Source organism: Pseudomonas sp. LBUM1671 (genome assembly GCF_059695685.1).
Window position 1 is genome coordinate 1925961 of the sequence record NZ_CP166782.1, and the last position, 24771, is coordinate 1950731.

At 57.8% G+C, this 24771-nt stretch carries 28 protein-coding genes; 19 read left to right on the top strand and 9 right to left on the bottom strand.

Annotated features, from left to right (window positions below; translation table 11 throughout):
- The first annotated feature begins 9 nt into the window (after positions 1-9).
- Both ACA060_RS08790 and ACA060_RS08795 read left to right on the top strand, forming a co-directional pair.
- Positions 10-960 carry an alpha-E domain-containing protein gene (locus ACA060_RS08790; RefSeq protein ID WP_497316645.1) on the top strand — a complete coding sequence of 317 codons (951 nt, stop codon included), beginning with the start codon at positions 10-12 and terminating at the stop codon, positions 958-960.
- A complete protein-coding gene (locus ACA060_RS08795) occupies positions 957-1772 on the top strand; it encodes a transglutaminase family protein (protein ID WP_219095559.1) in 816 nt (271 codons plus the stop codon). Before ACA060_RS08790 ends, ACA060_RS08795 begins: the two co-directional genes overlap by 4 nt.
- 120 nt (positions 1773-1892) lie before the next feature.
- On the opposite strand, the gene ACA060_RS08800 is transcribed toward ACA060_RS08795, so the two are convergent.
- On the bottom strand, positions 1893-2714 hold the full coding sequence (locus tag ACA060_RS08800; RefSeq protein WP_497316647.1) for a c-type cytochrome: 822 nt from the start codon (positions 2712-2714) through the stop codon (positions 1893-1895).
- Positions 2715-3312: 598 nt separating this feature from the next.
- Between ACA060_RS08800 and ACA060_RS08805 the strand changes: the two genes are divergently transcribed.
- The 3 genes from ACA060_RS08805 (at position 3313) to ACA060_RS08815 (ending at position 7512) form a co-directional block, all read left to right on the top strand.
- Positions 3313-4518 (top strand): acetyl-CoA C-acetyltransferase, encoded by a 1206-nt coding sequence (locus tag ACA060_RS08805; protein ID WP_497316649.1) that lies wholly within the window; start codon positions 3313-3315, stop codon positions 4516-4518.
- Between the two features lie 25 nt (positions 4519-4543).
- Complete coding sequence (locus ACA060_RS08810; RefSeq protein WP_497316651.1) at positions 4544-6688, top strand: 3-hydroxyacyl-CoA dehydrogenase NAD-binding domain-containing protein; 2145 nt, start codon at positions 4544-4546, stop codon at positions 6686-6688.
- A 95-nt stretch (positions 6689-6783) separates the two neighbouring features.
- Complete coding sequence (locus tag ACA060_RS08815; RefSeq protein ID WP_497316653.1) at positions 6784-7512, top strand: amidotransferase; 729 nt, start codon at positions 6784-6786, stop codon at positions 7510-7512.
- A 115-nt stretch (positions 7513-7627) separates the two neighbouring features.
- On the opposite strand, the gene ACA060_RS08820 is transcribed toward ACA060_RS08815, so the two are convergent.
- From ACA060_RS08820 to ACA060_RS08840, 5 genes are all read right to left on the bottom strand, one after another.
- Positions 7628-8599: a magnesium and cobalt transport protein CorA gene (locus ACA060_RS08820; protein ID WP_109628790.1), complete on the bottom strand. Its 972-nt coding sequence runs from the start codon at positions 8597-8599 to the stop codon at positions 7628-7630.
- 147 nt (positions 8600-8746) lie between these two features.
- Entirely contained in the window at positions 8747-9469 is a 723-nt protein-coding gene (locus ACA060_RS08825; RefSeq protein ID WP_109628791.1) for a lysophospholipid acyltransferase family protein, read from the bottom strand.
- 214 nt (positions 9470-9683) lie between these two features.
- On the bottom strand, positions 9684-10373 hold the full coding sequence (locus ACA060_RS08830) for a crotonase/enoyl-CoA hydratase family protein (protein ID WP_497316655.1): 690 nt from the start codon (positions 10371-10373) through the stop codon (positions 9684-9686).
- Positions 10374-10414: 41 nt separating this feature from the next.
- Positions 10415-11527, bottom strand: coding sequence for a phage integrase (locus tag ACA060_RS08835; RefSeq protein WP_497316657.1), 1113 nt, complete (start codon positions 11525-11527; stop codon positions 10415-10417).
- 55 nt (positions 11528-11582) lie between these two features.
- Positions 11583-11843, bottom strand: a complete 261-nt coding sequence (locus ACA060_RS08840) for a helix-turn-helix domain-containing protein (protein WP_245006776.1) — start codon at positions 11841-11843, stop codon at positions 11583-11585.
- 65 nt (positions 11844-11908) lie between these two features.
- Here ACA060_RS08840 and ACA060_RS08845 point away from each other — a divergent pair, with 65 nt between their 5' ends.
- The 8 genes from ACA060_RS08845 (at position 11909) to ACA060_RS08880 (ending at position 17130) form a co-directional block, all read left to right on the top strand.
- Positions 11909-12148 carry a hypothetical protein gene (locus ACA060_RS08845; RefSeq protein ID WP_221106955.1) on the top strand — a complete coding sequence of 80 codons (240 nt, stop codon included), beginning with the start codon at positions 11909-11911 and terminating at the stop codon, positions 12146-12148.
- An 11-nt stretch (positions 12149-12159) separates the two neighbouring features.
- A complete protein-coding gene (locus tag ACA060_RS08850) occupies positions 12160-14811 on the top strand; it encodes a toprim domain-containing protein (RefSeq protein WP_497316659.1) in 2652 nt (883 codons plus the stop codon).
- Positions 14811-15191 carry a hypothetical protein gene (locus tag ACA060_RS08855; protein ID WP_497316661.1) on the top strand — a complete coding sequence of 127 codons (381 nt, stop codon included), beginning with the start codon at positions 14811-14813 and terminating at the stop codon, positions 15189-15191. Before ACA060_RS08850 ends, ACA060_RS08855 begins: the two co-directional genes overlap by 1 nt.
- A gap of 90 nt (positions 15192-15281) precedes the next feature.
- Positions 15282-15575, top strand: coding sequence for a hypothetical protein (locus ACA060_RS08860; protein ID WP_497316663.1), 294 nt, complete (start codon positions 15282-15284; stop codon positions 15573-15575).
- A 14-nt stretch (positions 15576-15589) separates the two neighbouring features.
- Positions 15590-15841, top strand: a complete 252-nt coding sequence (locus ACA060_RS08865) for a hypothetical protein (RefSeq protein WP_497316665.1) — start codon at positions 15590-15592, stop codon at positions 15839-15841.
- A 62-nt stretch (positions 15842-15903) separates the two neighbouring features.
- Complete coding sequence (locus tag ACA060_RS08870) at positions 15904-16182, top strand: hypothetical protein (protein WP_497316667.1); 279 nt, start codon at positions 15904-15906, stop codon at positions 16180-16182.
- Positions 16176-16412: a hypothetical protein gene (locus tag ACA060_RS08875; protein ID WP_497316669.1), complete on the top strand. Its 237-nt coding sequence runs from the start codon at positions 16176-16178 to the stop codon at positions 16410-16412. Before ACA060_RS08870 ends, ACA060_RS08875 begins: the two co-directional genes overlap by 7 nt.
- A 514-nt stretch (positions 16413-16926) precedes the next feature.
- A complete protein-coding gene (locus ACA060_RS08880; RefSeq protein WP_497316671.1) occupies positions 16927-17130 on the top strand; it encodes a hypothetical protein in 204 nt (67 codons plus the stop codon).
- Here the strand turns inward: ACA060_RS08880 and ACA060_RS08885 are convergent.
- The 3 genes from ACA060_RS08885 to ACA060_RS08895 all read right to left on the bottom strand — a co-directional run bounded on the left by ACA060_RS08885 (position 17115) and on the right by ACA060_RS08895 (position 20297).
- On the bottom strand, positions 17115-17375 hold the full coding sequence (locus ACA060_RS08885; RefSeq protein ID WP_221106938.1) for an ogr/Delta-like zinc finger family protein: 261 nt from the start codon (positions 17373-17375) through the stop codon (positions 17115-17117). The genes ACA060_RS08880 and ACA060_RS08885 overlap by 16 nt on opposite strands.
- 80 nt (positions 17376-17455) lie before the next feature.
- Entirely contained in the window at positions 17456-18322 is an 867-nt protein-coding gene (locus ACA060_RS08890; RefSeq protein ID WP_497316673.1) for a phage portal protein, read from the bottom strand.
- Entirely contained in the window at positions 18234-20297 is a 2064-nt protein-coding gene (locus tag ACA060_RS08895; RefSeq protein WP_497316675.1) for a terminase large subunit domain-containing protein, read from the bottom strand. The genes ACA060_RS08890 and ACA060_RS08895 overlap by 89 nt, the downstream gene beginning before the upstream one ends.
- Before the next feature lie 162 nt (positions 20298-20459).
- On the opposite strand from ACA060_RS08895, the gene ACA060_RS08900 reads away from it, so the two are divergent.
- The 6 genes from ACA060_RS08900 to ACA060_RS08925 all read left to right on the top strand — a co-directional run bounded on the left by ACA060_RS08900 (position 20460) and on the right by ACA060_RS08925 (position 24762).
- Positions 20460-21362, top strand: coding sequence for a GPO family capsid scaffolding protein (locus tag ACA060_RS08900; RefSeq protein ID WP_497316676.1), 903 nt, complete (start codon positions 20460-20462; stop codon positions 21360-21362).
- Between the two features lies 1 nt (position 21363).
- Complete coding sequence (locus tag ACA060_RS08905) at positions 21364-22380, top strand: phage major capsid protein, P2 family (protein WP_221106935.1); 1017 nt, start codon at positions 21364-21366, stop codon at positions 22378-22380.
- Positions 22380-23093 (top strand): phage terminase small subunit, encoded by a 714-nt coding sequence (gpM, locus tag ACA060_RS08910; protein WP_497316678.1) that lies wholly within the window; start codon positions 22380-22382, stop codon positions 23091-23093. The genes ACA060_RS08905 and gpM overlap by 1 nt, the downstream gene beginning before the upstream one ends.
- A 97-nt stretch (positions 23094-23190) precedes the next feature.
- Entirely contained in the window at positions 23191-23652 is a 462-nt protein-coding gene (locus ACA060_RS08915; RefSeq protein WP_497316680.1) for a head completion/stabilization protein, read from the top strand.
- Positions 23649-24092: a phage tail protein gene (locus ACA060_RS08920; RefSeq protein WP_497316682.1), complete on the top strand. Its 444-nt coding sequence runs from the start codon at positions 23649-23651 to the stop codon at positions 24090-24092. Before ACA060_RS08915 ends, ACA060_RS08920 begins: the two co-directional genes overlap by 4 nt.
- Complete coding sequence (locus tag ACA060_RS08925; RefSeq protein WP_497316684.1) at positions 24082-24762, top strand: virion morphogenesis protein; 681 nt, start codon at positions 24082-24084, stop codon at positions 24760-24762. Before ACA060_RS08920 ends, ACA060_RS08925 begins: the two co-directional genes overlap by 11 nt.
- Positions 24763-24771 lie beyond the last annotated feature (9 nt).

A 24771-nucleotide genomic window follows, 5' to 3' on the forward strand; every position in this document is an offset into this window, starting at 1 on the left:
AAGCTTGCCATGTTAAGTAGAACTGCCTCGGATTTGTATTGGATGTCGCGTTACCTGGAGCGGGCGGAAAACCTCGCACGGATGCTCGACATCAGTTATTCGCTGTCGCTGATGCCACAGGATGGTCGCGGTGACGGTCTGCACGAACTGGCGATGCCGCTGCTGATCACCGGCACCCTGGACGATTACCTGGAACGCCACGGAGATTTGCACGCCGAACGGCTGCTGCATTTCTTTGCCCTGGACGCGGCCAACCCGGCGAGTATCTACAGCTGTCTCGGCGCGGCGCGGGCCAGTGCCCATGCGGTGCGTGGGCGAATCACCGCCGACATGTGGGAAAACATCAATGCCACCTGGCTGGAAATTCGCGGGATCGCCGAACAAGGCTTGAGTCGCTACGGCATGAGCCGTTTTTGCGAGTGGATCAAGGAACGTTCCCACCTGTTCCGTGGTGCGTCCTACGGCACGATCATGCGCAACGATGCGTTCCGCTTCATCCGCCTGGGGACGTTTATCGAACGGGCCGACAACACCTTGCGCCTGCTCGACGCCCGATACGAAATGGCCGGCGATCAGGCCGAAGCGGTCAGCGATGGCACGGCTCACGCGTATTACCAGTGGAGCGCTTTGTTAAGGGCGTTGTCGTCGTTCGAGGCTTACACCGAGATCTACCGCGACGCACCCGGCGCCCGGCATGTGGCCGAATTGCTGTTGCTGCGCGCCGATGTGCCACGTTCCTTGCGCGCCTGTACCGAAGAAATCGACCAGATCCTTGCCCAACTGCCGGGGGCCAATGGCCGTCCCGCGCAGCGTCTGGCGGCGGAAATGGACGCGCGCCTGCGCTACACCTGCATCAACGAAATTCTCGACGAAGGGCTGCACGCCTGGCTGACCGAATTCATCCCGCTGGTGCGCCAGTTGGGTAACGCCATTCACAGTTCCTACCTGGAGGCTGCATGAGACTTTCCATTAGCCACGAAACCACCTATCACTACGAAGATCAGGTGCGGGCGAGCATCCAGTACCTGCGGCTGACACCCCACGACAGTGAGCGCCAGCACGTGCTCAGCTGGCAACTCGACCTGCCGCGCCCGGTGCGTGCGCAACTCGACCCGTTCGGCAACATCCTGCACGTGCTGACCATGGACGAACCCCATGAGGCGATCATCATCGGCGCCCGGGGCCAGGTGGACATCGACGAACTGCGCGAAGCCGAACATGAGAGCCAGTCGGCGCTGCCGTTCCTGCGCTTCACCCGGCTGACAGAAGCCGACGAGGCGTTGCGTGCGTTCGCTGAGAAAGAATGCAAAAAGCGCCGGGATCGTACGGCGCTGATCGACTTGATGCATGGTCTGAATTCGCACATGACCTACACGCCGGGCTCCACTGAAGTCGACACCAGCGCCGCCCAGGCCTTCGCCGGGCGTTCCGGCGTCTGTCAGGACCACACCCATGCGTTCCTCGCGTGTGCTCGCAGCCTGGGCATTCCGTCGCGTTATGTGTCGGGTTATTTGTACAGCGAGAACAGCGAGCACTTGGCCAGTCACGCCTGGGCCGAAGCCTGGCTGGATGACGCCTGGTACAGCTTCGATGTGACCAACGAACTGGCCCGCCCCGAGCGCCATTTGAAACTGGCCGTGGGCCTGGATTACCTGGACGCCTGCCCGGTACGCGGCATGCGCCGTGGCGGTGGGTGCGAGCAGATGCATGCGAAGGTGTTTGTGTCGCCGACGCCGATGCCGGCGCCGGTTATCTCAGTCCAGCAGCAATAACCGCAGCACCAAATAACCCCTGTGGGAGCTAGCCTGCTAGCGATAGCGGACTGTCAGTCACAACTGTACTGACTGACGCACCGCTATCGCGAGCAGGCTCGCTCCCACAGGGGGGAAGTGTCAGGGCTTAGCTTTGCGCCCGGCCATATGCTTCAAATACCCCACCAGCATTTCCAGATCCCCCTCCGGCAATACCGTCGCCGCAAACCCCGGCATCTTCGCCTGAGGCCACTGCCGCAAGCTCTGCGGATCTCGAATGTAGCGCTTTAGAAAATCCGCCCCAAAGTACTCGGTCGGGTTAAACGGAATGTTCAAGTCCGGCCCGAACTGCGCATCCCCGGCACCGTTCAATCGATGGCAGGCCAGGCAATTTTTCTGAAACAACGCAAAGCCTTTATTCACCGGGTCATCCGGCTTCAACGCAGGATCAGGCAGCAGGGCAGGGAAGCGCTCGGCCACCGGCGCCATGCGCTTGATGCTCGCCACTTGAAACGGCCATTGCTCAGGGCTGATGTTGCCGGCCTGCGGATCGACCCAAACCAGATAAAACGGCCCGGCGCCGGGTTTCCCTTCGGATAAGGCAGGCCACGGCTTGGCCGGGTCTTCAATCGCCAGCCACGCGCGAGCCCCTTTGGTGTTCAGCAATGGCGCCGCCGACAGTTCTGCGGCAAACCCGTCCAGCGCCACGGCTTGCAGATGATCTTCAGGCTTGATGCCGGTCAACAATGCCGCCAACGGAACTGCGCGATAACTCATCTCCCGCTTGTAGGAAACGTCGTCGCTGATGGTGATGGTCTGGGTCTGAGGGTGCTTGAGCAATTCCTCGGTCTGCCAGGTGCGACTGCTCGCGCCCAGCTCGAGATTGAGCTGGGCGGCATATAGAGGCGTGCTGAGCAGCAAGGCCCCGAACAGAATGAGCGTTTTCAAATGATCGCCGTCCATGTCGTGGAAGTGCCATAAAGGTTGGCACACCCACGCTGGCCCGGGTAGCGAACCAGTCACATTTTTAAGAGGGCGATATAAAAACCTGGCGCCGTATTATTTGAAGTCCGACTAGCCGATCACCTTGGTCAGGTTCGGCAAAATCAACAACAGCGTAGTGGCGAAAAGAATGAGCCCGGCTTGACGTACTTTCGAATGCTTGAACATGGCTTGACCGCCTTTATTGTTATTTCCTGATGCTTGCCTGCATATCTCCATGACGGCAGAGCGCTGAACTTCCTGTAAGACGAGTGCCTCGGCAAAACCCGACGACAACTTCGTATATGTTCACCTTAGAGCCCGCGTCACGCTTGGTTTAGATCCATTTCGTATGGTTTTATCACTTAAAGCTTTTAAAAACGCATGAGGCCTATTGCCAGCTTCTTGGGCGCCCGTCTGCTAGACAGCTTGGTGACGTGAATCGGTTAATCCACACTCGAACGACCGTCCGTCTGAGCGTGACCGTCAACGCCAGTGAGCACTGCGGTCATTGAATCCATGGCGGCTCGGCCTAAGGTGGAAGCTCAGTATTTACTCACCGCCCAGGTTCGAGGACGTCATGACCCAAGCTTTGATTTTCGACGCGTTACGCACGCCCCGTGGCAAAGGCAAGGCCGATGGCGCCCTGCACAGCGTCAAACCGGTGAATCTGGTGGCCGGGCTGCTCACGGCGTTGCAGCAGCGCACTTCGCTGGATACCAGTCAGGTCGATGACGTGGTGCTCGGCTGTGTCACGCCGATCGGCGATCAAGGCTCGGATATCGCCAAGACCGCGGCACAGGTCGCCGATTGGGACGTCAGTGTGTCCGGCGTGCAGATCAATCGCTTCTGCGCTTCGGGGCTGGAAGCCGTGAACCTCGGCGCGATGAAAGTCCGGTCTGGTTTCGAAGATCTGGTGGTGGTCGGTGGCGTCGAGTCCATGTCCCGCGTGCCCATGGGCAGCGATGGCGGCGCTTGGGCGCTGGATCCGGAAACCAATCTGCACAGCCATTTCACCCCGCAAGGCGTCGGCGCCGACCTGATCGCCACGATTGAAGGCTTCAGCCGCCAGGACGTCGATGCCTACGCGCTGCATTCCCAGCAAAAGGCAGCGCGCGCGCGGGCGAACGGCTCGTTCAACAAGTCGCTGGTGCCGGTGCAGGATCAGAACGGCATCATCCTGCTCGATCACGATGAGTTCATCCGCGCCGAATCCACCCTTGAAGGCCTGGGCAAGCTCAAGCCAAGTTTCGAGATGATGGGGCTGATGGGTTTTGACGCCACCGCGTTGCGCGTTTACAGCCAGGTGGAGCGGATCAACCACGTCCACACCCCGGGCAACAGCTCCGGCATCGTCGATGGTGCCGCCCTGATGTTGATTGGCTCCGAGGCCAAGGGCCGGGCGCTGGGTCTGCAGCCACGGGCGCGGATCGTCGCCACCGCCGTGACCAGCACCGATCCGACCATCATGCTCACCGGCCCGGCACCGGCCACTCGCAAGGCACTGGCCAAGGCCGGGCTGCGGGTCGAAGACATCGACCTGTTCGAGGTCAACGAAGCCTTCGCCTCGGTGGTGCTGAAATTCATCAAGGACATGGCCATCGACCCGGACAAAGTCAACGTCAACGGCGGCTCCATCGCCATGGGCCATCCGCTGGGCGCCACTGGCTGCGCGATTCTCGGCACGCTGCTCGATGAACTGGAAATCCGGCGCCTGCGCTATGGTCTCGCGACCCTGTGTGTCGGCGGCGGCATGGGCATTGCCACCATCATCGAACGCCTCTGAGCCCCGACCTTAAGGAACAAGTGACATGACCGAAGCCATTCGTTACGAAAAAGGTCAGGACCAGATCGTCGTCCTGACCATCGACATGCCGGGCCAGAGCGCCAACACCATGAACGCGGTCTATCGCGAGGCCATGGCCGCCTGCGTCGCCCGTCTGGTGGCCGAAAAGGACAGCATTGCCGGCGTGATCATCACCTCGGGCAAGAAGACTTTTTTTGCCGGCGGTGACCTCAATGAACTGATCAAGGTTGGCAAACCCGAAGCCAAGGCCTTTTACGACATGGTCCTGACACTCAAAGGCCAGCTGCGCACTCTGGAAACCTTGGGCAAACCGGTGGTGGCCGCGATCAATGGCGCGGCGCTGGGCGGCGGCTGGGAAATCTGCCTCGCCTGCCATCATCGCGTGACGCTGGACAGTCCATCCGTACAACTCGGCCTGCCGGAAGTGACCCTCGGCCTGCTGCCGGGCGGTGGCGGTGTAGTGCGCATGGTGCGGATGCTGGGCATTGAAAAAGCCTTGCCGTACCTGCTCGAAGGCAAAAAAGTCCGGCCGCTACAAGCGTTGCAAGCCGGTTTAATCGATGAGCTGGCAGCGGATCGCGATGAATTGCTGAGCAAGGCGCGAGCCTGGATTATTTCCAATCCGGCGGCCGTGCAGCGTTGGGACGTGAAGGGTTATCAGATTCCCGGCGGTACGCCGTCGAACCCGAAAGTCGCGCAAATGCTCGCCATCGCGCCGTCGATCCTGCGCAGTAAAACCCAGGGTTGCATGCCGGCGCCGGAGAAGATTCTCTGTGCCGCCGTTGAAGGCGCCCAGGTGGATTTCGACACCGCACACCTCATCGAAACCCGCTATTTCACGGAACTGACCACCGGCCAGATCTCGAAAAACCTGATTGGCACCTTCTGGTTCCAGCTCAATGAAATCAACGCCGGTGGCTCGCGGCCCAAAGGGTTTGCGCCTTACGTCACGCAAAAAGTCGGTGTGCTCGGCGCCGGGATGATGGGCGCGGGCATTGCTTTTGTCAGCGCCTCGGCCGGCATCGACGTGGTGCTCAAGGACATCAACCTCGCGGCAGCGGAGAAGGGCAAGGCCCACTCGGCGGCGCTGCTGGACAAGAAAGTCGCGCGCGGCCAGATGCTCCCGGAACAGCGAGAGGCGATTCTGGCGCGGATCCACACCAGCGAAAGCGATGCGGACCTGGCCGGATGCGACCTGATTATTGAAGCGGTCTTCGAAGATCGCGAGCTGAAAGCCAAAGTCTCCTCGGCGGCGCAGAAAGTCGTCGGCCCGTCCGCCGTGATTGCCTCCAACACCTCGACCTTGCCGATCAGCGGCCTGGCCACCGCAGTGCCGGATCAAGCGAAGTTCATCGGCCTGCATTTCTTCAGCCCGGTGGAGAAAATGCCGCTGGTGGAAATCATCAAGGGCGCCAACACCAGCGACGAAACCCTGGCGCGCGGGTTCGATTTCGTCCTGCAAATCAAGAAAACACCGATTGTGGTCAACGACAGTCGTGGCTTCTTCACTTCGCGAGTGTTCGGCACCTTTACCAATGAAGGCATCGCGATGCTCGGCGAGGGCGTGAGCGCGCCGATGATCGAGACCGAAGCGCGCAAGGCCGGCATGCCGATCGGGCCTCTGGCGATCTCCGATGAAGTTTCCCTCAGCCTCATGAGCCATATCCGCCAGCAAACCGCCAAAGACCTGCAAGCAGAAGGGAAACCGCTGATCGAGCACCCGGCGTTCGCCGTGATTGACTTGCTGCTCAACGAATACAAGCGGCCCGGTAAAGCCGCAGGAGGCGGGTTCTACGAGTACCCGGCCGGTGGCCAGAAACATCTGTGGCCCGAGCTCAAGACCCGTTTCGAGAAAGCCGACGGGCAGATTTCGCCAAAGGATGTGCGCGATCGCCTGTTGTTCGTGCAAGCCATCGAAACCGTGCGGTGCGTGGAGGAGGGCGTGTTGACTTCGACGGCGGACGCCAACGTCGGCTCGATCTTCGGCATCGGTTTCGCGGCCTGGACTGGCGGGGCGCTGCAATTCATCAACCAGTACGGCGTAAAAGACTTCGTTGCCCGCGCGCAATACCTGGCCCGGCAATATGGCGAGCGTTTTGCGCCGCCGGCGTTATTGCTGGAGAAAGCGGCCAAAGGGGAGACCTTCTAAGGGACGTATGACGCCTTCCGGGGCTTGCCTTGTCACGGTGTTTCGAGGCAGGCTCTGGGGTGTGCATTATTCCCATCACGTGTCAGGTATTTTTTATGTCGTTACGCATCTGCATTCTGGAAACCGACATCCTGCGTCCAGAGCTGATCGATCAATATCAGGGTTACGGGCAGATGTTCCAGCATCTGTTTTCGCAGCAGCCTATCGCTGCAGAGTTCACGGTGTACAACGTGGTGCAGGGCGAGTACCCGAGTGATGATTTGACGTTCGATGCCTACCTTGTCACGGGCAGCAAGGCCGATTCCTTCGGCACCGATCCGTGGATTGAAACCCTCAGGGCTTATCTGCTGACTCGCTATAAGCGCGGCGACAAATTGCTGGGCGTGTGCTTCGGCCACCAGTTGCTGGCGCTGTTGTTGGGCGGCAAGAGTGAGCGTGCGACCCAGGGCTGGGGCGTCGGCACTCACCAATACAAACTCGCTGCCAAGGCGCCGTGGATGAGTCCGGTGCGGGAAGAGCTGACGCTGTTGATCAGCCACCAGGACCAGGTGACGTCGCTACCGGAAAACGCCACCGTGATCGCGTCGAGCGATTTCTGCCCGTTTGCCGCGTACCACATCAACGACCAAGTGCTGTGCTTCCAGGGGCACCCGGAATTCATTCACGATTATTCCCGGGCGCTACTGGAGATTCGGCAGGAGGCGCTGGGTCAGCAGGTTTATACGAAAGGCGTGGCGAGCCTTGAGCTGGAACATCACGGCACGACCGTTGCGGAGTGGATGATGCGGTTTGTGGCGCACAAGCCAGAGGCTAAAGCGGTTTAAAACATTGCCGTGAACGTGTGGTGAGGGAGCTTGCTCCCGCTGGACTGCGTAGCAGGCCCATTTTTGGGCAACTTCGTCGCCCAGCGGGAGCAAGCTCCCTCGCCACAAAAGCGTTTCAAAGCCACCCCGACTTCTTGAAACTCGCCCACAAACTCACGCACCCCACTGCAATAAACCCCAACACCCCGAAATACCCGTAGTGCCAGGTCAACTCCGGCATGTTCTGGAAGTTCATCCCGTAAATTCCCGCCACTGCTGTCGGGAACGCAAGAATCGCCGCCCACGCCGCAAACTTGCGCTGCACCACGCTCTGCCGTGACGCCTCCAGCAACACTCCGACCTCAATGGTCTGGCTGGCAATATCGGCCAGGGTCGTCAGGTCTTCCATCTGCCGTGTTACGTGAATCTGCACATCGCGGAAATACGGGCGCATGTTCTTGTCGATAAACGGAAAGTTCAGCTTCTGCAGTTCCTCACCAATCTCCACCATCGGCGCCGCATAACGACGCAAGCGCAACACGTCCCGGCGCAGGCCATGGAGCTTCTGGATGTCGTGTTCATTCAACGCGCTGCACAGCACGTTGCGCTCCAGCTCATCGATCTCGGCATGGATCGCTTCGCCCATCGGCTGGTAGTTTTCAATCACAAAATCGAGGATGGCATAGAGGACGAAATCTTCCCCGTGCTCCAGCAGGATCGGACGCGCCTCACAACGCTGGCGGACCAGGGCGTAGGACGCCGAGTGACCGTTGCGGGCGGTAATGATGTAACCGTTGCCGGCAAAGATATGAGTCTCGATGAACTCCAGTTTTCCTTCGTGCCGGATCGGCGAATACGTGACGATAAACAAGGCGTCGCCGAAGGTTTCGAGCTTCGGTCGGCTGTGTTTTTCCAGGGCGTCTTCGATGGCCAGTTCGTGCAGGTTGAACTGACGTTGCAGGTTGGTCAGCTCCAGGGCGTTCGGCTCTTCAAGGCCGATCCAGACAAAGTGGCCAGGCTTTGCAGCCCAGGCAGCGCCTTCGTCGAGGGTGATATTGGTGACTTTCTTACCGGCGCTGTAAACCGCAGCAGCAACAACTCTACCCATGATTCAGGTTCACTTCTTATTTGCAGGTGGCAGTGGCAGGCAGTGCTCAGCTTAGCCTTGTCTGCTGCTTGAGAGTCAGTGAAATCTGCCGAGTTCGCCGGCAAAAGTCCGCAGGCGAAAAAAAACCCGCACTCGGCGGGTTTGTTATCAAGCGGCTTGCAGTTGCCGATCCATCGACTCGATGCACTCACGCATCTGCTCGCGGCACTGGGCCATCAGCAGAGGCATGTCGTCCAGGCTCATTCCCGCCGTAGGAATCGCCGGCAGCGAGCGAATCAGAATTTTCCCACTGCGCCAGCGGTTCAATCGCATGTGTTTGACGTAACTGCTGACACACACCGGCACGATTGGCACGCCCGCGGCGATCGCCATCTGGAACGCGCCTTTCTTGAACGGCAGCAACTCTTCACCGAAGTTGCGCGTGCCTTCGGGAAAGACCCAGATCGAGGTGTCTTCATGCTGCAACGTGTGGGTGGTGGTCAACATCGACTGGCGCGCCTTGTGCGCATTGCCGCGATCGATCAACACATTGCCGGCCAGCCAGAACAACTGCCCGAACAGCGGCACCCACTTCAGGCTCTTCTTGCCAATGCACACGGTGCGGCGGGGCACCACGTTGCCGAACACGAACAGATCGTAGTTGGACTGGTGGTTGGCGACGATCACGCAGCTGTCGGGCTTATCCATCAACGGCCCGACATCGGCCTTCACCCGCAAACGCAAAATACACATCGCCGGCCACGCATACAGGCGCGCGCACAAACGGCTGTTGTCCGGGTTGAACGGACGGCACAGGCCCAGAATCACCCCCAGCACACCGGCCAGAATAAAGTGCAGGCCCATCAATAACATACGAAACACGAACAGCATTTACAGGCCCCACCGGGACAAAAGGTGGCGCAGTGTACGGATGTGCACTGTTTTCGGCAATTGCCGCTATAGAGGGAGGAGATAGGCGATGTTTGTGCGCATGTTTCCGACTTGTGGGTCAGACGCGTCCTAGAGCGGTTGTGGGATTTTCAACAGCGCACGTACGAAAAAGCCCGACACGACGATCGGGCTTTTCGGTGCAGCGTGTCTGGGCTCAGCCCATGTGTTCCTGATCCAGGATGATCGCGTTGTCCAGCGTATCGAGCAGCGCCTTGCGCACTTTCAGCTTGGTGTTTTTGTGCGCGGTCATGTTGATCTTCTTCAACTGACGCGCCGCAGCCAGCGCTGCACCTTGCAGCTCTTCGGCCGACACCACCAGGTCGAGGAAACCGGCATCTACTGCGCTCTGTGGATTAAACATCTCACCGTTGATGACGGAGCGGTGGAACGCCGACTTGCGCAGACGATCACGTGCGATCTCGATACCGGCGTGGTGCATGGTCATGCCGATCTGCACTTCGTTCAGGCCAATGCTGAACGGACCGTCGACACCGATGCGGTAATCCGCCGACAACAGCAGGAAAGCGCCCTTGGCCACCGCATGCCCAGGGCACGCGACGATCACCGGAAACGGGTGCGACAACAGACGACGGGCCAGCGTCGAACCGGCCGTCACCAGCGCCACCGCTTCTTTAGGGCCGGAGGTCATCACCTTCAAGTCATAACCGCCGGACAGAATTCCCGGCGTACCGGTAATGATCACTACCGCACGATCAGTCACCGCCTGATCCAGCGCAGCATTAAACGCAGCAATCACGTCCGGGGAGATGGCATTGACCTTGCCATTGCTCAAGGTCAGGGTCGCGATACCGTCTTCGAGGTGGTAGGAAATCAGGTCGCTCATCTTGTGTTCCTTTTGTTTTTGATAGGCTGAAGCCCTTTAATTTAAAGGGCTTGGTTAATTTCTTGGGGTTGGGCAAGTACAGCTTTTCTTTGTGTGGTGTCCACAAAGTGTCCACGGCCGCCAGCGAGAGGGTTCAAATTGACTACCTCCGCAAGGTGACCGGGGCTGAAGTGGGCATAACGGATAGTCATTTCCAGTGTTGAATGTCCAAGCACCCGCTGCAATGTGAGGATGTCACCGCCGTTCATCATGTAGTGACTGGCGAAGGTATGACGCAGGACATGCGTGACCTGGCCCTTTGGTAAGCCAAGGTCTAATTCGTTAACGACATCGGAAAAGGTGTACCAGGTTTCCCGGTAGGAAGACTTGAACGGCATAGATTCTGTAAGCAATTTCTCCAGCGCCGGCGAGATTGGAACCGTGCGGTTTTTGGCTGACTTCGTTCGAGTGAAGTGAATGCGACCGTCCCTCACTTGCCCTGGCTCCAGATTTGCCGCTTCTGCCCACCGTGCGCCAGTTGAAAGGCAGACGCGTGCGATGGCGCTAACGTCTGAATCGTCTTCGTCAAGTCGTGTCAGCAACAGCGATATTTGATCGCTGGACAGATAGGCCATCTCGCTTTGATCGAACTTCAAGGCCCGGACCTTGGATAACGGGTTTTCACCTGACCACTCCCCCAAGCGCTCCAGTTCATTGAACACAGCACGCAAGTAGCTCAGTTCGTGGTTTGCCGTGTTCGCTGTGATCGGCGTCGTGGATCCGTTCCGTTTACCAGCCTCGTCTACTTTTGCGCGGCCCCATTTACCGGCGAGCCGATCTGATCGGTATTGGGTAAAGCTACTCGCGGTGAAGTCGGTAGCCCGAGGATCGCCCAGGTTTTTGACCATGCGCTCAAGGAAAGCTAGGCATTTTTCACCTCTCTTGAGGTGGCAGCCGTGGAGCCTGAACCATAGAGAAACGAGGTCTGAAAGGCGGCGTTCGTCCTGTTTTGGCTTCTTTTCAAACTCGCCTTTGGCACCGTCTCCCATCAAGCGACGTTCGTAAACCATCGCTTCGTTTTTGGTTCGAAATTTTTTCCTAACACGTGCGCCTGCGCGGCCATCCGGCCGACAGTCCACGAGCCATTCACCAGACTCAAGCTTTTTTAATGACATAAGCCGCACACAAGTCGGATGGAAAAAAGGCTCACAGGACAATCCTTGTCAGAGGTTAGAGAGGGCTGATCTGGCCGCATTCTGGAGCTACGTCGCCGGTCATTAACCAAAGCGTGTATTTCTTGAAACGCGGGTGGTTGACGATCTTGAAAATGGGTGGGGCGCCCATTTCAGCAATGCCTGCCTCGTATTTTTTGTAGCTGCTGATGCTGATTTCCATCACCTCGCAGAACTCATTTTGAGTGAGCGCTTCCTTCGCCCTGATCGCCTTCAGCTTCGCTGGAATTTCCACGATGTCTCCCTTGACAAGTTCCATTTGTGGAACCAAGATAGTTCCATATCTGGAACTTTTTCAGAATATATACCCACGGAGAATACCAAATGCAGGTTGTAATCGACACGCCATACGTGACCCCAGATGAGTTTGCGCGTCGTGCTGGGCTCTCGGAGCGCTCTGTGCGTCACAAAATAGACCAAGGAATGATTCTGGTCAGGGAGAAAGAGCCTGGCCAAAAGAAAGGCACGGTCTTCATCAACATGGTCTACCTGGCTATGGAGGCGACGGAACAGGCCGAGCGTGTTCGGGGTGGGAAAAGTAAGAGCAAGACTGGCGAGCAGTAAGGGGCCAGGGAATGCAATTCGAAGACATCTATCGCCTGGAAGTGGTCGCCGCGTTGGAACATGACCACGAGCTGGATTTTAAGGACATTGGCAGTACCTACTTCCAAAAGGGAGTCTGCCCAAGTTGTAGCGAACGCACGCTCTACATTGCTCGCAAGCAGCCCTACCAACTCAAGTGCAACCGCCTGAATCAGTGCCAGTTCGAAGAAAAGACCCGTGAACGCTACAGCCATCTGTTCGAAAACCTCAGTGAACGGTTTCCGCGTACCGAGACAAATCCGAATGCTACAGCCGACGCTTACCTACAGCGTAATCGCGGTTTCGATATCAGCAAGATGAAAGGCTGGTACGAGCAAAGCCGACGCAAAATGAAGGATGACCAGTGGGCGGACACAGTCCGTTTCCCGCTCTGCGACGGCTATTGGGAACGAATCATTGACGCGACGATGGTCACGGCCAATGGCGGGGACAAAGCTGGCATCAAGTACAAGATGTCCTACAAGGGAGGTGCTTGGGTTCCGCCAGGCATGTCGATCGAGCAAGGGGATACCGTCTATGTCGTTGAGGGTATCTTCCATGCGATCGCTTTGTTTCTGGCTGGCTACAAGGCCGTTGCGTCTATCTCAGCCAACAACTTTCCCTGGGACATCATCGAGGCATACAAAGGTCTGAAGGTGCGCTGGATCATCGCCTTGGACGATGACGCGGCCGGCCACTCAGTTATTCCGAAGTACCGCAGCCAGTTGCTTGCCCGTGATGAACTGGCATGGGTAGCCCTTGCCGGCAACGATCGCGATTGGGACGACGTGTATCGCGACGGTCAGTTGAATGATCAATTTATGCAGGAGGCCAATTACCAGGGGCGCATCTTTGTTGCCGAGAGTCCTGCAAAAAAGGCTTATCTGCTGCACAAGAAAAAACCGCTCAACTTCTTCCTGCTGGACTTCGGCGAACGGCTGTACTCCGCCAAGGTGAACTCAGACCTGAACAAGCCACGGGAAGATGAAGAGGCGGTCCCTCGCGAGCAGCTTTTCTACAAATACTGCGACATCAAGCAGGTGGCCAACTGCGTGCCGCAGTTCGAATACATCCAGCGTGATGCGATCAGCGGTGACCAGCAGTTTTTCTTCCAATTCAACTTCCCCAACGCGGCGCAAAACTGCAAGGAACCGTTGGCACCGAACTCTATCGGTGATCCGCGGAGCTTCGCCAAATCGCTGCTGGAACGCACCCCAGGCGGCAACTTCGAAGGCGGGGAAAAGGTCTTGGCCATGCTGCGCAGCAAGTGGCTGGATAACGCACTGACCGTCCGATCGCTGCCCTTCGTCGGCTACGATGCAGCCAGTAAGACCTACTGCTATCAGAAGTTTGGGTATCACAAGGGGCGTGAGTACATGGCCAACAATCACGGCTACCTGGAGATTGGGAAAGCGGGCCTAAAAACCTCGCTCAATAGCCTGGCCATCGTCCGTGGTTCTGATTTCGATTCGAGTTGGTTTTCTGACTTCTTTGCAGTGCATCACTTGAACGGGCTCGCCGTGTTGTCGTGGTGGACCGCGACGTTGTTCGTCCAGCAGATCCGCAGCAAACAAGAGTCCTGGTTATTTCTGGAGCTGACGGGGGACGCTGGTGCCGGCAAATCCAGCTTGCTGCGCTTCCTGTGGCGCTTGCTCGGGCGCTCCAACTATGAAGGTATCAAACCCAACAGCGACGGCGCCAGTGCCATTGGCCTGACCCGTGCGCTGTCCCAGGTCAGCAACTTTCCGGTGGTATTGATCGAGTCCGACAGCCAGAGCGTTGACGCCCAGGGCCGCACCGTTATCAGCCAGTACAACTGGGAAAAGTGGAAACCGCTGTTTGACCACAACGCCACGCTCCGCACGGTGGGGGTGAAGTCCTCGAGCAATGACACCGACAGTTTGATCTTCCTGGCCGCGTTGTGCATTTCGCAAAACGCCAGTGTTGAGGGCTCAGAAGCGATCCTGACCCGGATCGGCCACCTTCATGCAACCCGGGCACACCACACCCCAGCGTTGAAGGCGCTCGCCACCCGCTTGAACGGATTTCCTGTCGAACAGCTGTCGGGTTACCTGGGGCACTGCCTCGGGCAGGAATCTGCCTGGCTGCAGCGCTATTTCGATGCGTTCCCAATGTATGAGCAACGTCTGCAGGCCAACCCGGTGATTCAGCACCAACGGATTGTTCTCTGTCATGCGCAGATGATGGCTGCCGCGAAAGCCACTCAGGGATTGTTTCCCGACTGGGGTGACGACGCTTTGGAACAGGTCATCAAGCACATTGAGCGCCGCGCCATCGATCGGCAACAACGCGTCAGTACCGAGAACCCAACGGCCGGACGCTTCTGGCAGATCTATCACTACCTCAATGAAAGAGTGGTTTCGATCAGCGACGAAGCTGGCGATCGTGAAGTCATTCAGGAAACGCTCAATCACAGCGCTGACAAAGACCTGATTGCTATCAACATCGAGCACTTCCACAACGCCTGTCGCCTCGCGGGCCAAGAAGTCATTCACGCGACACAGCTGCACCGTGCACTGCCGCTCAGCACCTCACACACCTTTGTCGAGACTCGAAAAGTTCGCTCGGTCATTGAGAAGCGCTCGCTCAACTGCTGGCTGTTCCGGAAGGGGAGTAAATCCTGATGAAGGTCCTGTGGATAAAAAGGCGTGTAGGGGGGCAAACCAGTGTTTTTGAAGGAATGCGAGTGTGGCCACTCGATGGCCGGAATATCTGGAACATGAATATCTATAAGGAAAATATCTATAAAAAACATATAGATAAACAACATACCCCCATCAATCAAGACCGGAACACGCTGGATCACACCGGAACATCTTTCCGATCCCTGTTCCGCAAGTGTTCCGCCAAGGCCATTTGCCGGAACACCTCGCCAGCCCTTGTAGATCAGGGCCTACAACAGATTTCGAAAAAATCCCGTTCTGCGATGTTCCGGCTCTGGGTCGATAGCAGTAATCACCCTGAAAGCCCCGTAAACAGCGGGTTCGCCATCTTCAACTTTTAGTCGTTCTGGATGTTCCGGGGTACACCCGGGCACACGCGGTATTTTTTGGGCCGGGAGCCCGATTCAACCAGTAGAAAAGGGAGCAACACCATGCAGGTACAAGTCATCACCGGTGAGCAGCGCACCGGCAAAACCACCCGATTGCGAGCCATCCAAGCCGAATTGAAAGGCCAGGGGATCGAGGCGCCAATCATCGTCGGCGAACACTGCACAACCCCGTTCTTCATCACTCGAATTGCCGATCAGGCCATGGCCGGTAACAAGCAATTTCTGGCAGACGACTGCACCCGGTTCCAGATCCAAGCCGTTATGGAATTGAAAGCGCGGGGCATTCACTCGGGTATCCCATCTGATTTCGTGGTGCACCTGGTGCGCCAGGCCTGAGGGGGAAAGTTGCAATGATTCTTCGCTACCGCGCGAACACTTTGCCCGGCCAGTTGCCGCTGCCGTCCGATTACGTGGCGCAGCGCACAGCCGAAGACCTAGCCGAACTGGCGGCCGCCGCACATTGGAGGGATCACCCAGAAGACGCCCCGACGTTTATCACCGTCGTGCACATGCAGGACGTTGACGGTGATGACTTGGGGTTGTTTGAAGTGCGCTGTGAACAGCGCCCGGTATTCACGGCGAGCCGATTGCGGCAAGCGTGAGAGAGACGGTGTCGAGGAGTTCGCACCTCCCCGACACCAACCACTACAAGAGGAGCAACACCATGCAAGCACAGCACCCGAGCAGCAGCAGCCACAAGGCTATCACACAGCCAGAGCAACGCCGCGGCACCATTAACACAACGCGTCCAATGTTGGCCGTCGCCGTGATCGGCGCGGCGCTGATTGGTTACCTGGTCCACAAGACACCCGAAGCCCGAGAGCGCCTAGAAAACTTGGCAGACATGGCGCAAGCCTTGGGTGAATTATCTGATCGCGATGCCGCCGTAATCGCGCAGTTGCTTGCCAAACCTTCGGAATCACAGGATGTATCCCTATGCTGATCGACAGACAATTCATTGCCGTTTCGGACGACCAAGAGCAAAAGGCTCGCCAGCAACTGGAACTGCCGACTGACTTCCATTTAGTAGAGGCGACTCGATTGCTTCAACACGAAACCGGCAATGGCCTGGTGCAAATCCCGCTGCCTGGCGGGCAGGTCGTTGCAGCTTTCGAAACCGCTGATGGCCGCCGACGCTACGGCGTGATCAAAATTGATGGTTTGGTGTGTTGAGGTGCAAAACACTTAGCCGTTAACACTCCCATATCCTGAACGTAAAGGGCGCCTTGTAGGCGCCCTTTTTTAGAAGTCCGATGAGTCAATGCTGAAAGGTCGGATTGTTAATACATTACAGTAGGTGCTATTCGGTTCTTCAGGATTTGCAGTGTGCCTAGTTTTGTGCAATATCATTATACTTAGCGTTATGGAGTCTTACGGTTTTAGTGTATTAGCGCTTTAACGTTTTTGTGTTAAATGCTTCTGAAGGTAATGGGTGTTTGAAAAAGTTCTAAAGTTGGAGTTTGTACTTTTGTACTGGCTCTCTTGAAACCGCAATGGCACAACCGCATACACCCCTAGCCCTAACAGGCACGGGGCGAGTCACGAATTTTCGTGTGCCGGCGGCCCCCATAAAAATAAAATGACCTATCTTGAAAGTTTTACAAGGATTAAAAAAAGCGCTTGACGATTCAAAAAGCCACTAACTAAACTTCGGCCCATCGAGACCCGCCAAACAGGAAGTTTTACAATGATGGACGCCGGACCAAAAAAAACAGAGCTGATCGATGAGGCGCATAGTCTCGGAAATAAGTTCATATTTTTGATGGGTGCGTCAGCCTCAGAGCTTCAGTTGTCTGAGCGCGCTAGAAATGGCTTTTTAGAAATGAGTGCTGATGTTATAAAAAATTTCAACGAATTTGAGATTAAGTTAAAAAACTATAGGGCGAGTTGAGTACCCAGCTGATCGAATAGCTCGCGTTGTTGGGCGCGGGTAAGGTCGCGAAGTCGATCAAACACCAGGCGATCACACGATTGGGCAGAAGGGCTCAAGGTGTGAGAAAAAGTGAGGTTAGCGACCCACGTATGACCGCACGCCGCGTCACCACATTGGCAGTAAAGCTTGGCAAACTCTTTCGAAAGATCATCTCGCGAAGCGATTCGTCCTTTACTGCCACACTCTTTGCAATACACCCGCATAACGCCCCTTCCCCAAGGTTCCATATAAGGCACTATTTTGCCACAGCAAGTAGTGCTTTACTCATTTCCTGTCCCTAATATCAAGGGGACTCCTCAACTGCTGGAGCCTCCCGCCAGCCAATCCACCGATCTGGTCTCAATGAGTCGTTGAGCTGATTGAACAACTGGCAGATCGGGCGAATTTCATTGCTGGTGTACACGCGATCGATCTTTTCGATATCGCCAAAGCCTGCGTTGTTTTCCGGAATGATGCCGGCTAATGCGGGGTTCATCCGCCAGGCAGCGATCACGTCATTACGCGTGATGTTCTTGACCTTTTCCAGTTCGTCCTTGGCCTGGAAGTCACCCACCGGAATGATTTGAATCGCCTTCTCGGTACCGCCCGGGATGTTCACGAACAGCGATCGAAAGTTACCCACACCCTTGCTCGCACTGATCTGATCGCGCAGCGATACTTCGTCTTCCTCGGTCAGGTTCGGGTCGTTGGTGTAGAAGATGTAGCCTGCGTGTGCGCCGTTGCTGTAGTAGCGCCGGCGAAAGAGGGTAGCGGCTTCATTGAGTAGCAGTGCCTGCATCCCGCCCAGGTACTCGGGCACGCCGTAGATGTTTTGTTCCACGTCATAGTTCATGACGTGCTCAACCTCGTCTTCGCTGAACTCCAGTTCTTTGCCGTCTTTCTGCAGCATCACAAACCCGCCGCCGACCTTCACCCGCATATTGATCGCCGGTAGGTGATCCATCTCGAGCACCTGGCCGAAGGCATTGCGGTTGCGGCGGAAATACGCCTCGCCGAACACCATAAAATCCAGCGCTGCACAGCTCATAGTTTTGATCGAGCAGCCTTTGGACGATACGAACTCACGCAGCAACAGATTGCGTTTGAAGCCCGGAATGGCGCCGTGATGCGCGTTGGCGCGCAGCAGTTTGGCTAGGCCTTGGCGTGACACTGGCGGCGTGTAAGTTCGCCCGTCGTGTGTGGCGAACACGCCCAGGTAATGCCCGATGTTCTCGCTCAGTACCTGTTCCGGCGCACCGAATGAAAAGGCTCGCATCGGAGCGGTTGCCGGTGGTTGCTGCTGATTTTTTGCTGGTTTGCCCATGGGTGCTTGATCCGCTAAAGGTGTAGCGGCTGCGCCGCTGTTTGTTGGTGTTAAGGGGTTCATGGGCGAGGGCGTGCATGATCGCCCAGGCAATGTCGGCGTGGCCGGAGGCGTCGGTGCGCGATGCGCTGTAGGTCACTTGACCACCTCCGGTGGTACCGCGCTTGATCGTCAGGAAGGCCTGAGCGATATCGTTCCAGCCGGCGTCCCACTCGATGCGGCTGCCTTGGATCGTGTCCTGCGCCTTGAGCACCAGGGTGTTTTTGGTCTCCAAGCTGTAGTGGATTGAAGTCGCACGCGGGTAGAAGTCGCGCACCAGGTCGAACACGCCGTAACCGATGCCGGTGGTGTCGATGCCGATGTGCTGCACGTTGAAGCGCTCGGTGAGTTTCTTGACCTGCTCGGCCTGGTACTTGAACGACTGCCCCCGCCAACTGTGCTTTTCCAGAATCCGGAACTTGCCGCCGGTTTCGAGCGGTGGGGCGATGACCACGCAACTGGCGTCGTCGCGGGTGCGGCTCGGGTCGTAGCCGATCCAGACAGGGCTGTTGCCAAACGGACGCGGGTCGTCGGGTTCGTAGTCGGTCCACAACGACTGGTCGGAGTAGCAGCGTTCCAGGTCTGCCAGGGAAAAAGCGCTTTGTGTGCTGTCGATGAACTTGCACATGAACAGCTGCTGAAATTTGTCCTCGTCGTACTCCAGCTGCAGCTGCTCGAGGTCGAACAGATCACAGCCGCCGGTGATGGCGTCGAGGATCGTAATGACCTTGCGCCATTGCCCGTCCGGACACAGCGAACCCGCTGCCGCTTGTGCCTCACTGGGCCACGGATCCTTGGCGTTCTTGCGTTTGCTGTTGCGGAATTTCTCTCCGGTCCAGAACGGATAGGCCTGGTGCGACACGGCGCTGGGCGTTGAAAAGTAGGTCTTGCGCCACTTCTTGTGCGTGGCCATGGCACTGGCGACGGTGTTCAGTTTTTCGAAGTCGCGGATCCAGAAGTATTCGTCAACGTAGACGTGGCCATGGTGACCCTGGGCGGTGCTGCTGTTGGTGCTGAGAAAGCGCAGCTCGGCCCATGGCTTGCCGTCTTTGCTCAAGACGATCGGGTTGCCGGTCAGCTCCAGGCCGAACCACTCTTGGGCGAACGACACGATATAGCTACGGAAAATCTCGGACTGGGCGCGGCTGGCCGACAGGAAAATCTGGTTGTCGCCGGTCAACACGGCGTCCATGAACGCTTCGCCGGCGAAGTAGTAAGTCAGGCCCACCTGGCGGCTTTTGAGGATGTTGCGGATCCGACTCGTCAGCGGATTCTGTTTGGCAGCAAACAGCTCCTTTTGATAGCCGTACATTTTGCTGATGAACTTGTCGAGAAAGTCGACTTCGGTCAGTTCGCCAACTTCATTTTTAGCCTTCTTCTCACGCTTTTTCCCGCCCTTGTCGTGGCGATCGCCTCGCTCTCGGCGCTCGCTGCGTTGCCCTTCACGGCGCTGGCCATCGTCCGCCGGGGGATCACCGATCGGCGCCGGTACTGGTTTTACGGATTGCTTCAACAGCCGATCGCGAATGGTCGTCAGTCGATCGAGTTCGTCCAGGTCGCCTTTGGTTAGCGACGTGGCTTTATCCAGGAGGAGGGTGATCCGGCGTCCGACGGCGGTCAGCGGTTCTTCATCCGACAGCATGTCGTCCCACTCACCCTGGCGGATCCAGTAGTAAATGATCCGGATGTTGGGCAGGGACAATTGCGCCTGAATTTCACGCGGCTTGCAGCGGCGCAAATAAAGGCGTTTGGCGGCTTCTTTTAGTTCGGGGGCGTATTGCATGGGAGCAGTCTATGCGGCGAAAACGCTGGAAACGCGGGGTTAAAATCCGTGTTCGTCCTATATCTGCAAAATAGGACCTGCGCAAAAGTGGACCGTTTGTTTGGTGGTCGGCCGGTGCTTATCGTGGCGGCTCAAATCACCGATTGAGCGCAGTTATCGCCCATGCCCCGTTCCCTTGTTTCGTTCTGGAAACGTGTCGCCACCAGCGGCACCACCGCTGACGGTCGTGAAATCCTTCCCCAGGAACTGCGCGATATCGCTGAGACCTACAACCCTGCCAAGTACACGGCCGTGATCTGGTGTGAGCACGATCGCTGGTTCGGTTCCCACGGAACTGTCTTTGCGGTGCGTCTCATTGAAGACGCCGAAGGCCTGGAACCGGGTCAAGTCGCATTGGAAGCGCAGCTCAAGCCCAACGACAAGCTGCTGTGCCTCAACGACCAGGGCGAAAAGCTGTTCACCAGTATCGAAATCACCCCGAACTTCGCAAGCAGCGGCAAAGCCTACTTGTCCGGCCTTGCCGTGACCGATTCGCCGGCCAGCCTGGGTACCCAGGAACTCTACTTTTCCCGCAAGACCGGCGAGCCCGTGCATTACGCCGCCTCTGTTCCTCTCGGCGTGTTGGGTGATGAGGAACCCAAGGGCGAAATCGGCAAGTTGAACAGCCTGCTGACCCGCCTGTTCAAGCGCTTCGCTGTTGACGACACGGCCACCGAAACGACCACTCCCACCGAGAGCAAACCCCCAATGGATGAAGCTACAGCCAAGGCGTTGAAGGCCTTGATCGAACAACTCGGCCTTGTCGTCACCGGCCTCGCCGCCGTGATCGAGCCCGTGACTGTTGAAGTCGTTGACCCGGTTGTTGCCGAAGTCGATGACGTTGAAACAGCCGTTGACGCGATCGTGACCCAAGCCGAAGCGGATCGTGAATTCGCCAAGCAAGGCAGCGATAGCAAGCGTCTCGATCGCATCGAAGCGCTGCTGGAAAAAGCCTTCAACACCACCACCGGTCTGCCGCTGCCGAAAACCACCGGTTCCACCGACACTAAAAAGCGGGTGCTGTGACATGAGCCAGCAATCTTTGAGCAATCGTGCTCTGAAGCAATACGCCGCGCTGCGTGAAGCGATCGCCGAGACCTACAGTGTCGACGTCTCTCGCCAGTTCAATGTCGAGCCGAGCATTGCGCAGGAACTGAACGACAAGATCACCGAGCGTGCGGATTTCCTCGAACGCATTAACGTAGTGCCGGTGACCGAGATCAAAGGCGAAAAGGTCATGTTCGGCGTGAATGGTCCCGTGACCAGCCGCACCAACACCAAGACCACCGACCGCGAAGCCAAAGACGTTTCCGATCTGAACGGCCTGGGCTACGAACTGTTTCACACTGAGTCGGATGTCGGCCTGCCGTTCGCCAAGATCGACAGCTGGGCGAAGTTCCCGGACTTCGCCGATCGCTACTCGGCGGCCGTGCAGAAACAGATCGCCCTGGATCGCATCATGATCGGCTGGCACGGTTTGACCGCTGCCATTCAGACCAATCTGGCCACCAGCCCGATGCTGCAGGACGTGAACAAGGGTTGGCTGCAATTGGCCCGTGAGCAGATTCCTGAGCAGGTGCTGCACGAAGGCAAAACGGCCGGGAAAATCACCCTCGGCGCCGGCGGCGATTACGAAAACCTCGACGCCCTGGTGCATGACACCAAGCAGATGATCGACTCCGTATTCCGTGACGGCGGCGACCTGATCGCCATCGTCGGCAGTGATCTGTTGGCCAGTGACAAGGCCAAGCTGTATTCGAACCAGGCTGGCAAACCCACCGAGAAAGAACGCATTGAAAGCGCCCAGGTCATCGCGACCTATGGCGGTCTGCCGACTTTCACCGTGCCGCACTTCCCGGTTAACGCCGTGGTCGTCACCAGTTGGGACAACCTGTCGATCTACTTCCAGGACAGCAGCTGGCGTCGTCACCTGATCGAGAACCCGAAGCGCTCCCGCGTCGAGGATTACAACGGCCGCAACGAAGGCTACGTGATCGAGCAGTTGGAGAAATTCGCCGCCGCTGAAAACGTGGAGCTGATCTGATGAGCCTGGCATTGGCGCATAAGCGCCGCATTCAGGCCGAAGGTCCAGCCACTGCCGATGCCAGTGCCGCAGTGGTGGTGTATTCCGCTGCCACCGCGCTGGCCAGCCCAGCCAACGCCAAAAAACACCTGAAGCTGATGGAAGACGCATTGGCGCAGGACCTCGAGCGACTGAGCGCGATCGATAACCTCGGATTGCGCCAACAGCTCAAGCGTGACGAGCTCGTGCCCAAGTACCTGGACTACGTGCAGCGCTATCGCGATTCCGGATTGAGTTTCCCGAACCCGGTGGTGATGCAGGTCCTGGTGTGGCTGTTCGACACCGAGCAGTTCGAAGCGGGCCTGGACCTGGCGAACTTCGCCATGGAGCAGGGCCAGCCGATGCCCGAGCGGTTCAAACGCAACGTGCAGACCTTTGTCGCGGATGCGGTGATCGAGTGGGCCGAGGCCGAGCAAAAAGCCGGTCGCAGCCCTGAGCCGTATGTGTCCGACCTGCTGCCGCGTGTCGATGATGAATGGCAGCTCACCGAACAGATCCCGGCCAAGTACCACAAGTTGCTGGGCATCCGTGCCCTGGATGCCAAGGAGTGGACCAAGGCCATCACTCACTTTGAGCGCGCCACTGAGTTGCACGCCGGTGTCGGTGTAGGCACCCGCCTGGAAGGCGCTCGCAAGGCCTTGGCCAAACAACTGGCTGTAACAGCCGCCGAATAACCGACTACCCCCCCGGCGAGAAACTGTGGATGTGAGCCAACCATTTATGGCCTGACCCACTGAAACAGTTTTCCCGCCCCTATTCGAGTGCCCAGCAATGAGCTTTTCCGGGAAACCCACGACCTTTGTGGAACAGGCGATCGAGAACGACGGCTTTTGGCCGGACCTCTCCGTGGTCGAGTTTCAGAAGGGTTACCGCCTGCCGGCGGAGTACCTGGTAGACATGCTGGCCGCTGAACTGACCACGGCAATGACCGAGGTCAATCGCGATCTGGCCAAGCGCAAAAGCCAATGGCAGAACGTCGGCGTCACCACCGTGGAATCTGCGGACACCACGGTGCTGCCCGAGCGCACATTTCACGCAGCGACGTACAAACGCGCCGTGTACTGCCGCGCCAAAGCCAGGCTGCTGACCCAGTTCGCTACGGTCACCCGCCGTGAAAGTGCCGAAAACACCGGCAAAGAACTGCCCGAGCGCGGCGAAACCTTTCTGGAGTTCAGCCAACAGGCGGTCCGCTCACTGCAGGGCCGTGGCCGCATTACGGCGGTGCTGTTGTGATCAAACTGCGCGCCTTGACCACCTACCTGATCGAGCGACGCCTGGTGCTGCCGGAACAGCTCGACAGCTGGACCGACCAGGTGAACCTGGAGCTGATCTGGAAACCTGACCTCGACGGCCTGCGCATGGGTGACATGCGTTACAGCGCCACGATCGCGCTCGAGCGATTCGCTGATCACCCGGGGCGCTTGATGGCGTTGGTGGGCAGCTGGCTCGAGGGCAACGACCAGGACCGCGACGACCTGCCGGCGGCGAAGTTTGACATCACCATGCTCGACAACGACCTGGCCGACGTCGACATCACCCTGGAGTTTAACGAGCCGCAATACCTGGCCGAGGATCCCGCCGGCGAGATCGAGGCCTTCGGTAAGACCTGGGCGTTTGTTCCATTTGACCTGTGGATTGCCGAACACGGTGAGGTAGGCAGTCGTGGGGCGTAGCACTTTCGAGCTCGATGCCCGGGGCTATCTGGGTGTGCGCGAGCAACTGGCGTTACTCAGTCTCCCGCCACAGCTGCGCCGTCGCCTGCTGAACAACGTCACCAAGCGCGTGCGGACGATGAGCCGTAAGCGTGTGCGTGATCAGCAGAACCTGGACGGCTCGCCGTTCGAGGGGCGCAAGGGTTCTGGCAAAGGCAAAAAGAAGATGGAAGCCGGCCTGGCCAAGCTGATGCAAGTCACCCGCGTGAGTGCCGACGAAGCCGAACTGGGTTGGCGTAACGCGCTGACCAGTTGGGTCGCTGCTCAGCAACACAACGGCGCCAGCGAGCGCCGCACCGCCGCGCAAATGCGCAAATGGAACACGGTTCCCGTTGGCCTGGCCGCCACCGAAAAGCAGGCCAAGCATCTGCGTCGGCTGGGCTTCAAGGTTCGCCAGCAAGGCAAAAAGAGTCTTACACGCCCCTCCGTAGCGTGGATTCAAGAACACGTGAACTACGCCAAAGCGGGGCTGCTGATCCGCATCTTGGATGACGAAAAAACCGAAAGCAGCGGCGCGCAGAGCTGGGAAATCACCTTGCCCAAACGCCAGTTCATCGGCGTCAGCACCGAGCGAGACACCGCCTTGCTGCTGAACCAGGTGCTCCAACAAATCCTTAATTCTCCCCGCTAGCGAGGCACT

Bases quoted from the DNA above. Each gene is read 5' to 3' on its own strand.
- ACA060_RS08790 (WP_497316645.1), top strand. From the start codon at position 10: ATGTTAAGTAGAACTGCCTCGGATTTGTATTGGATGTCGCGTTACCTG.
- ACA060_RS08795 (WP_219095559.1), top strand. From the start codon at position 957: ATGAGACTTTCCATTAGCCACGAAACCACCTATCACTACGAAGATCAG.
- ACA060_RS08800 (WP_497316647.1), bottom strand. From the start codon at position 2,714: ATGGACGGCGATCATTTGAAAACGCTCATTCTGTTCGGGGCCTTGCTG.
- ACA060_RS08805 (WP_497316649.1), top strand. From the start codon at position 3,313: ATGACCCAAGCTTTGATTTTCGACGCGTTACGCACGCCCCGTGGCAAA.
- ACA060_RS08810 (WP_497316651.1), top strand. From the start codon at position 4,544: ATGACCGAAGCCATTCGTTACGAAAAAGGTCAGGACCAGATCGTCGTC.
- ACA060_RS08815 (WP_497316653.1), top strand. From the start codon at position 6,784: ATGTCGTTACGCATCTGCATTCTGGAAACCGACATCCTGCGTCCAGAG.
- ACA060_RS08820 (WP_109628790.1), bottom strand. From the start codon at position 8,599: ATGGGTAGAGTTGTTGCTGCTGCGGTTTACAGCGCCGGTAAGAAAGTC.
- ACA060_RS08825 (WP_109628791.1), bottom strand. From the start codon at position 9,469: ATGCTGTTCGTGTTTCGTATGTTATTGATGGGCCTGCACTTTATTCTG.
- ACA060_RS08830 (WP_497316655.1), bottom strand. From the start codon at position 10,373: ATGAGCGACCTGATTTCCTACCACCTCGAAGACGGTATCGCGACCCTG.
- ACA060_RS08835 (WP_497316657.1), bottom strand. From the start codon at position 11,527: ATGTCATTAAAAAAGCTTGAGTCTGGTGAATGGCTCGTGGACTGTCGG.
- ACA060_RS08840 (WP_245006776.1), bottom strand. From the start codon at position 11,843: ATGGAACTTGTCAAGGGAGACATCGTGGAAATTCCAGCGAAGCTGAAG.
- ACA060_RS08845 (WP_221106955.1), top strand. From the start codon at position 11,909: ATGCAGGTTGTAATCGACACGCCATACGTGACCCCAGATGAGTTTGCG.
- ACA060_RS08850 (WP_497316659.1), top strand. From the start codon at position 12,160: ATGCAATTCGAAGACATCTATCGCCTGGAAGTGGTCGCCGCGTTGGAA.
- ACA060_RS08855 (WP_497316661.1), top strand. From the start codon at position 14,811: ATGAAGGTCCTGTGGATAAAAAGGCGTGTAGGGGGGCAAACCAGTGTT.
- ACA060_RS08860 (WP_497316663.1), top strand. From the start codon at position 15,282: ATGCAGGTACAAGTCATCACCGGTGAGCAGCGCACCGGCAAAACCACC.
- ACA060_RS08865 (WP_497316665.1), top strand. From the start codon at position 15,590: ATGATTCTTCGCTACCGCGCGAACACTTTGCCCGGCCAGTTGCCGCTG.
- ACA060_RS08870 (WP_497316667.1), top strand. From the start codon at position 15,904: ATGCAAGCACAGCACCCGAGCAGCAGCAGCCACAAGGCTATCACACAG.
- ACA060_RS08875 (WP_497316669.1), top strand. From the start codon at position 16,176: ATGCTGATCGACAGACAATTCATTGCCGTTTCGGACGACCAAGAGCAA.
- ACA060_RS08880 (WP_497316671.1), top strand. From the start codon at position 16,927: ATGATGGACGCCGGACCAAAAAAAACAGAGCTGATCGATGAGGCGCAT.
- ACA060_RS08885 (WP_221106938.1), bottom strand. From the start codon at position 17,375: ATGCGGGTGTATTGCAAAGAGTGTGGCAGTAAAGGACGAATCGCTTCG.
- ACA060_RS08895 (WP_497316675.1), bottom strand. From the start codon at position 20,297: ATGCAATACGCCCCCGAACTAAAAGAAGCCGCCAAACGCCTTTATTTG.
- ACA060_RS08900 (WP_497316676.1), top strand. From the start codon at position 20,460: ATGCCCCGTTCCCTTGTTTCGTTCTGGAAACGTGTCGCCACCAGCGGC.
- ACA060_RS08905 (WP_221106935.1), top strand. From the start codon at position 21,364: ATGAGCCAGCAATCTTTGAGCAATCGTGCTCTGAAGCAATACGCCGCG.
- gpM (WP_497316678.1), top strand. From the start codon at position 22,380: ATGAGCCTGGCATTGGCGCATAAGCGCCGCATTCAGGCCGAAGGTCCA.
- ACA060_RS08915 (WP_497316680.1), top strand. From the start codon at position 23,191: ATGAGCTTTTCCGGGAAACCCACGACCTTTGTGGAACAGGCGATCGAG.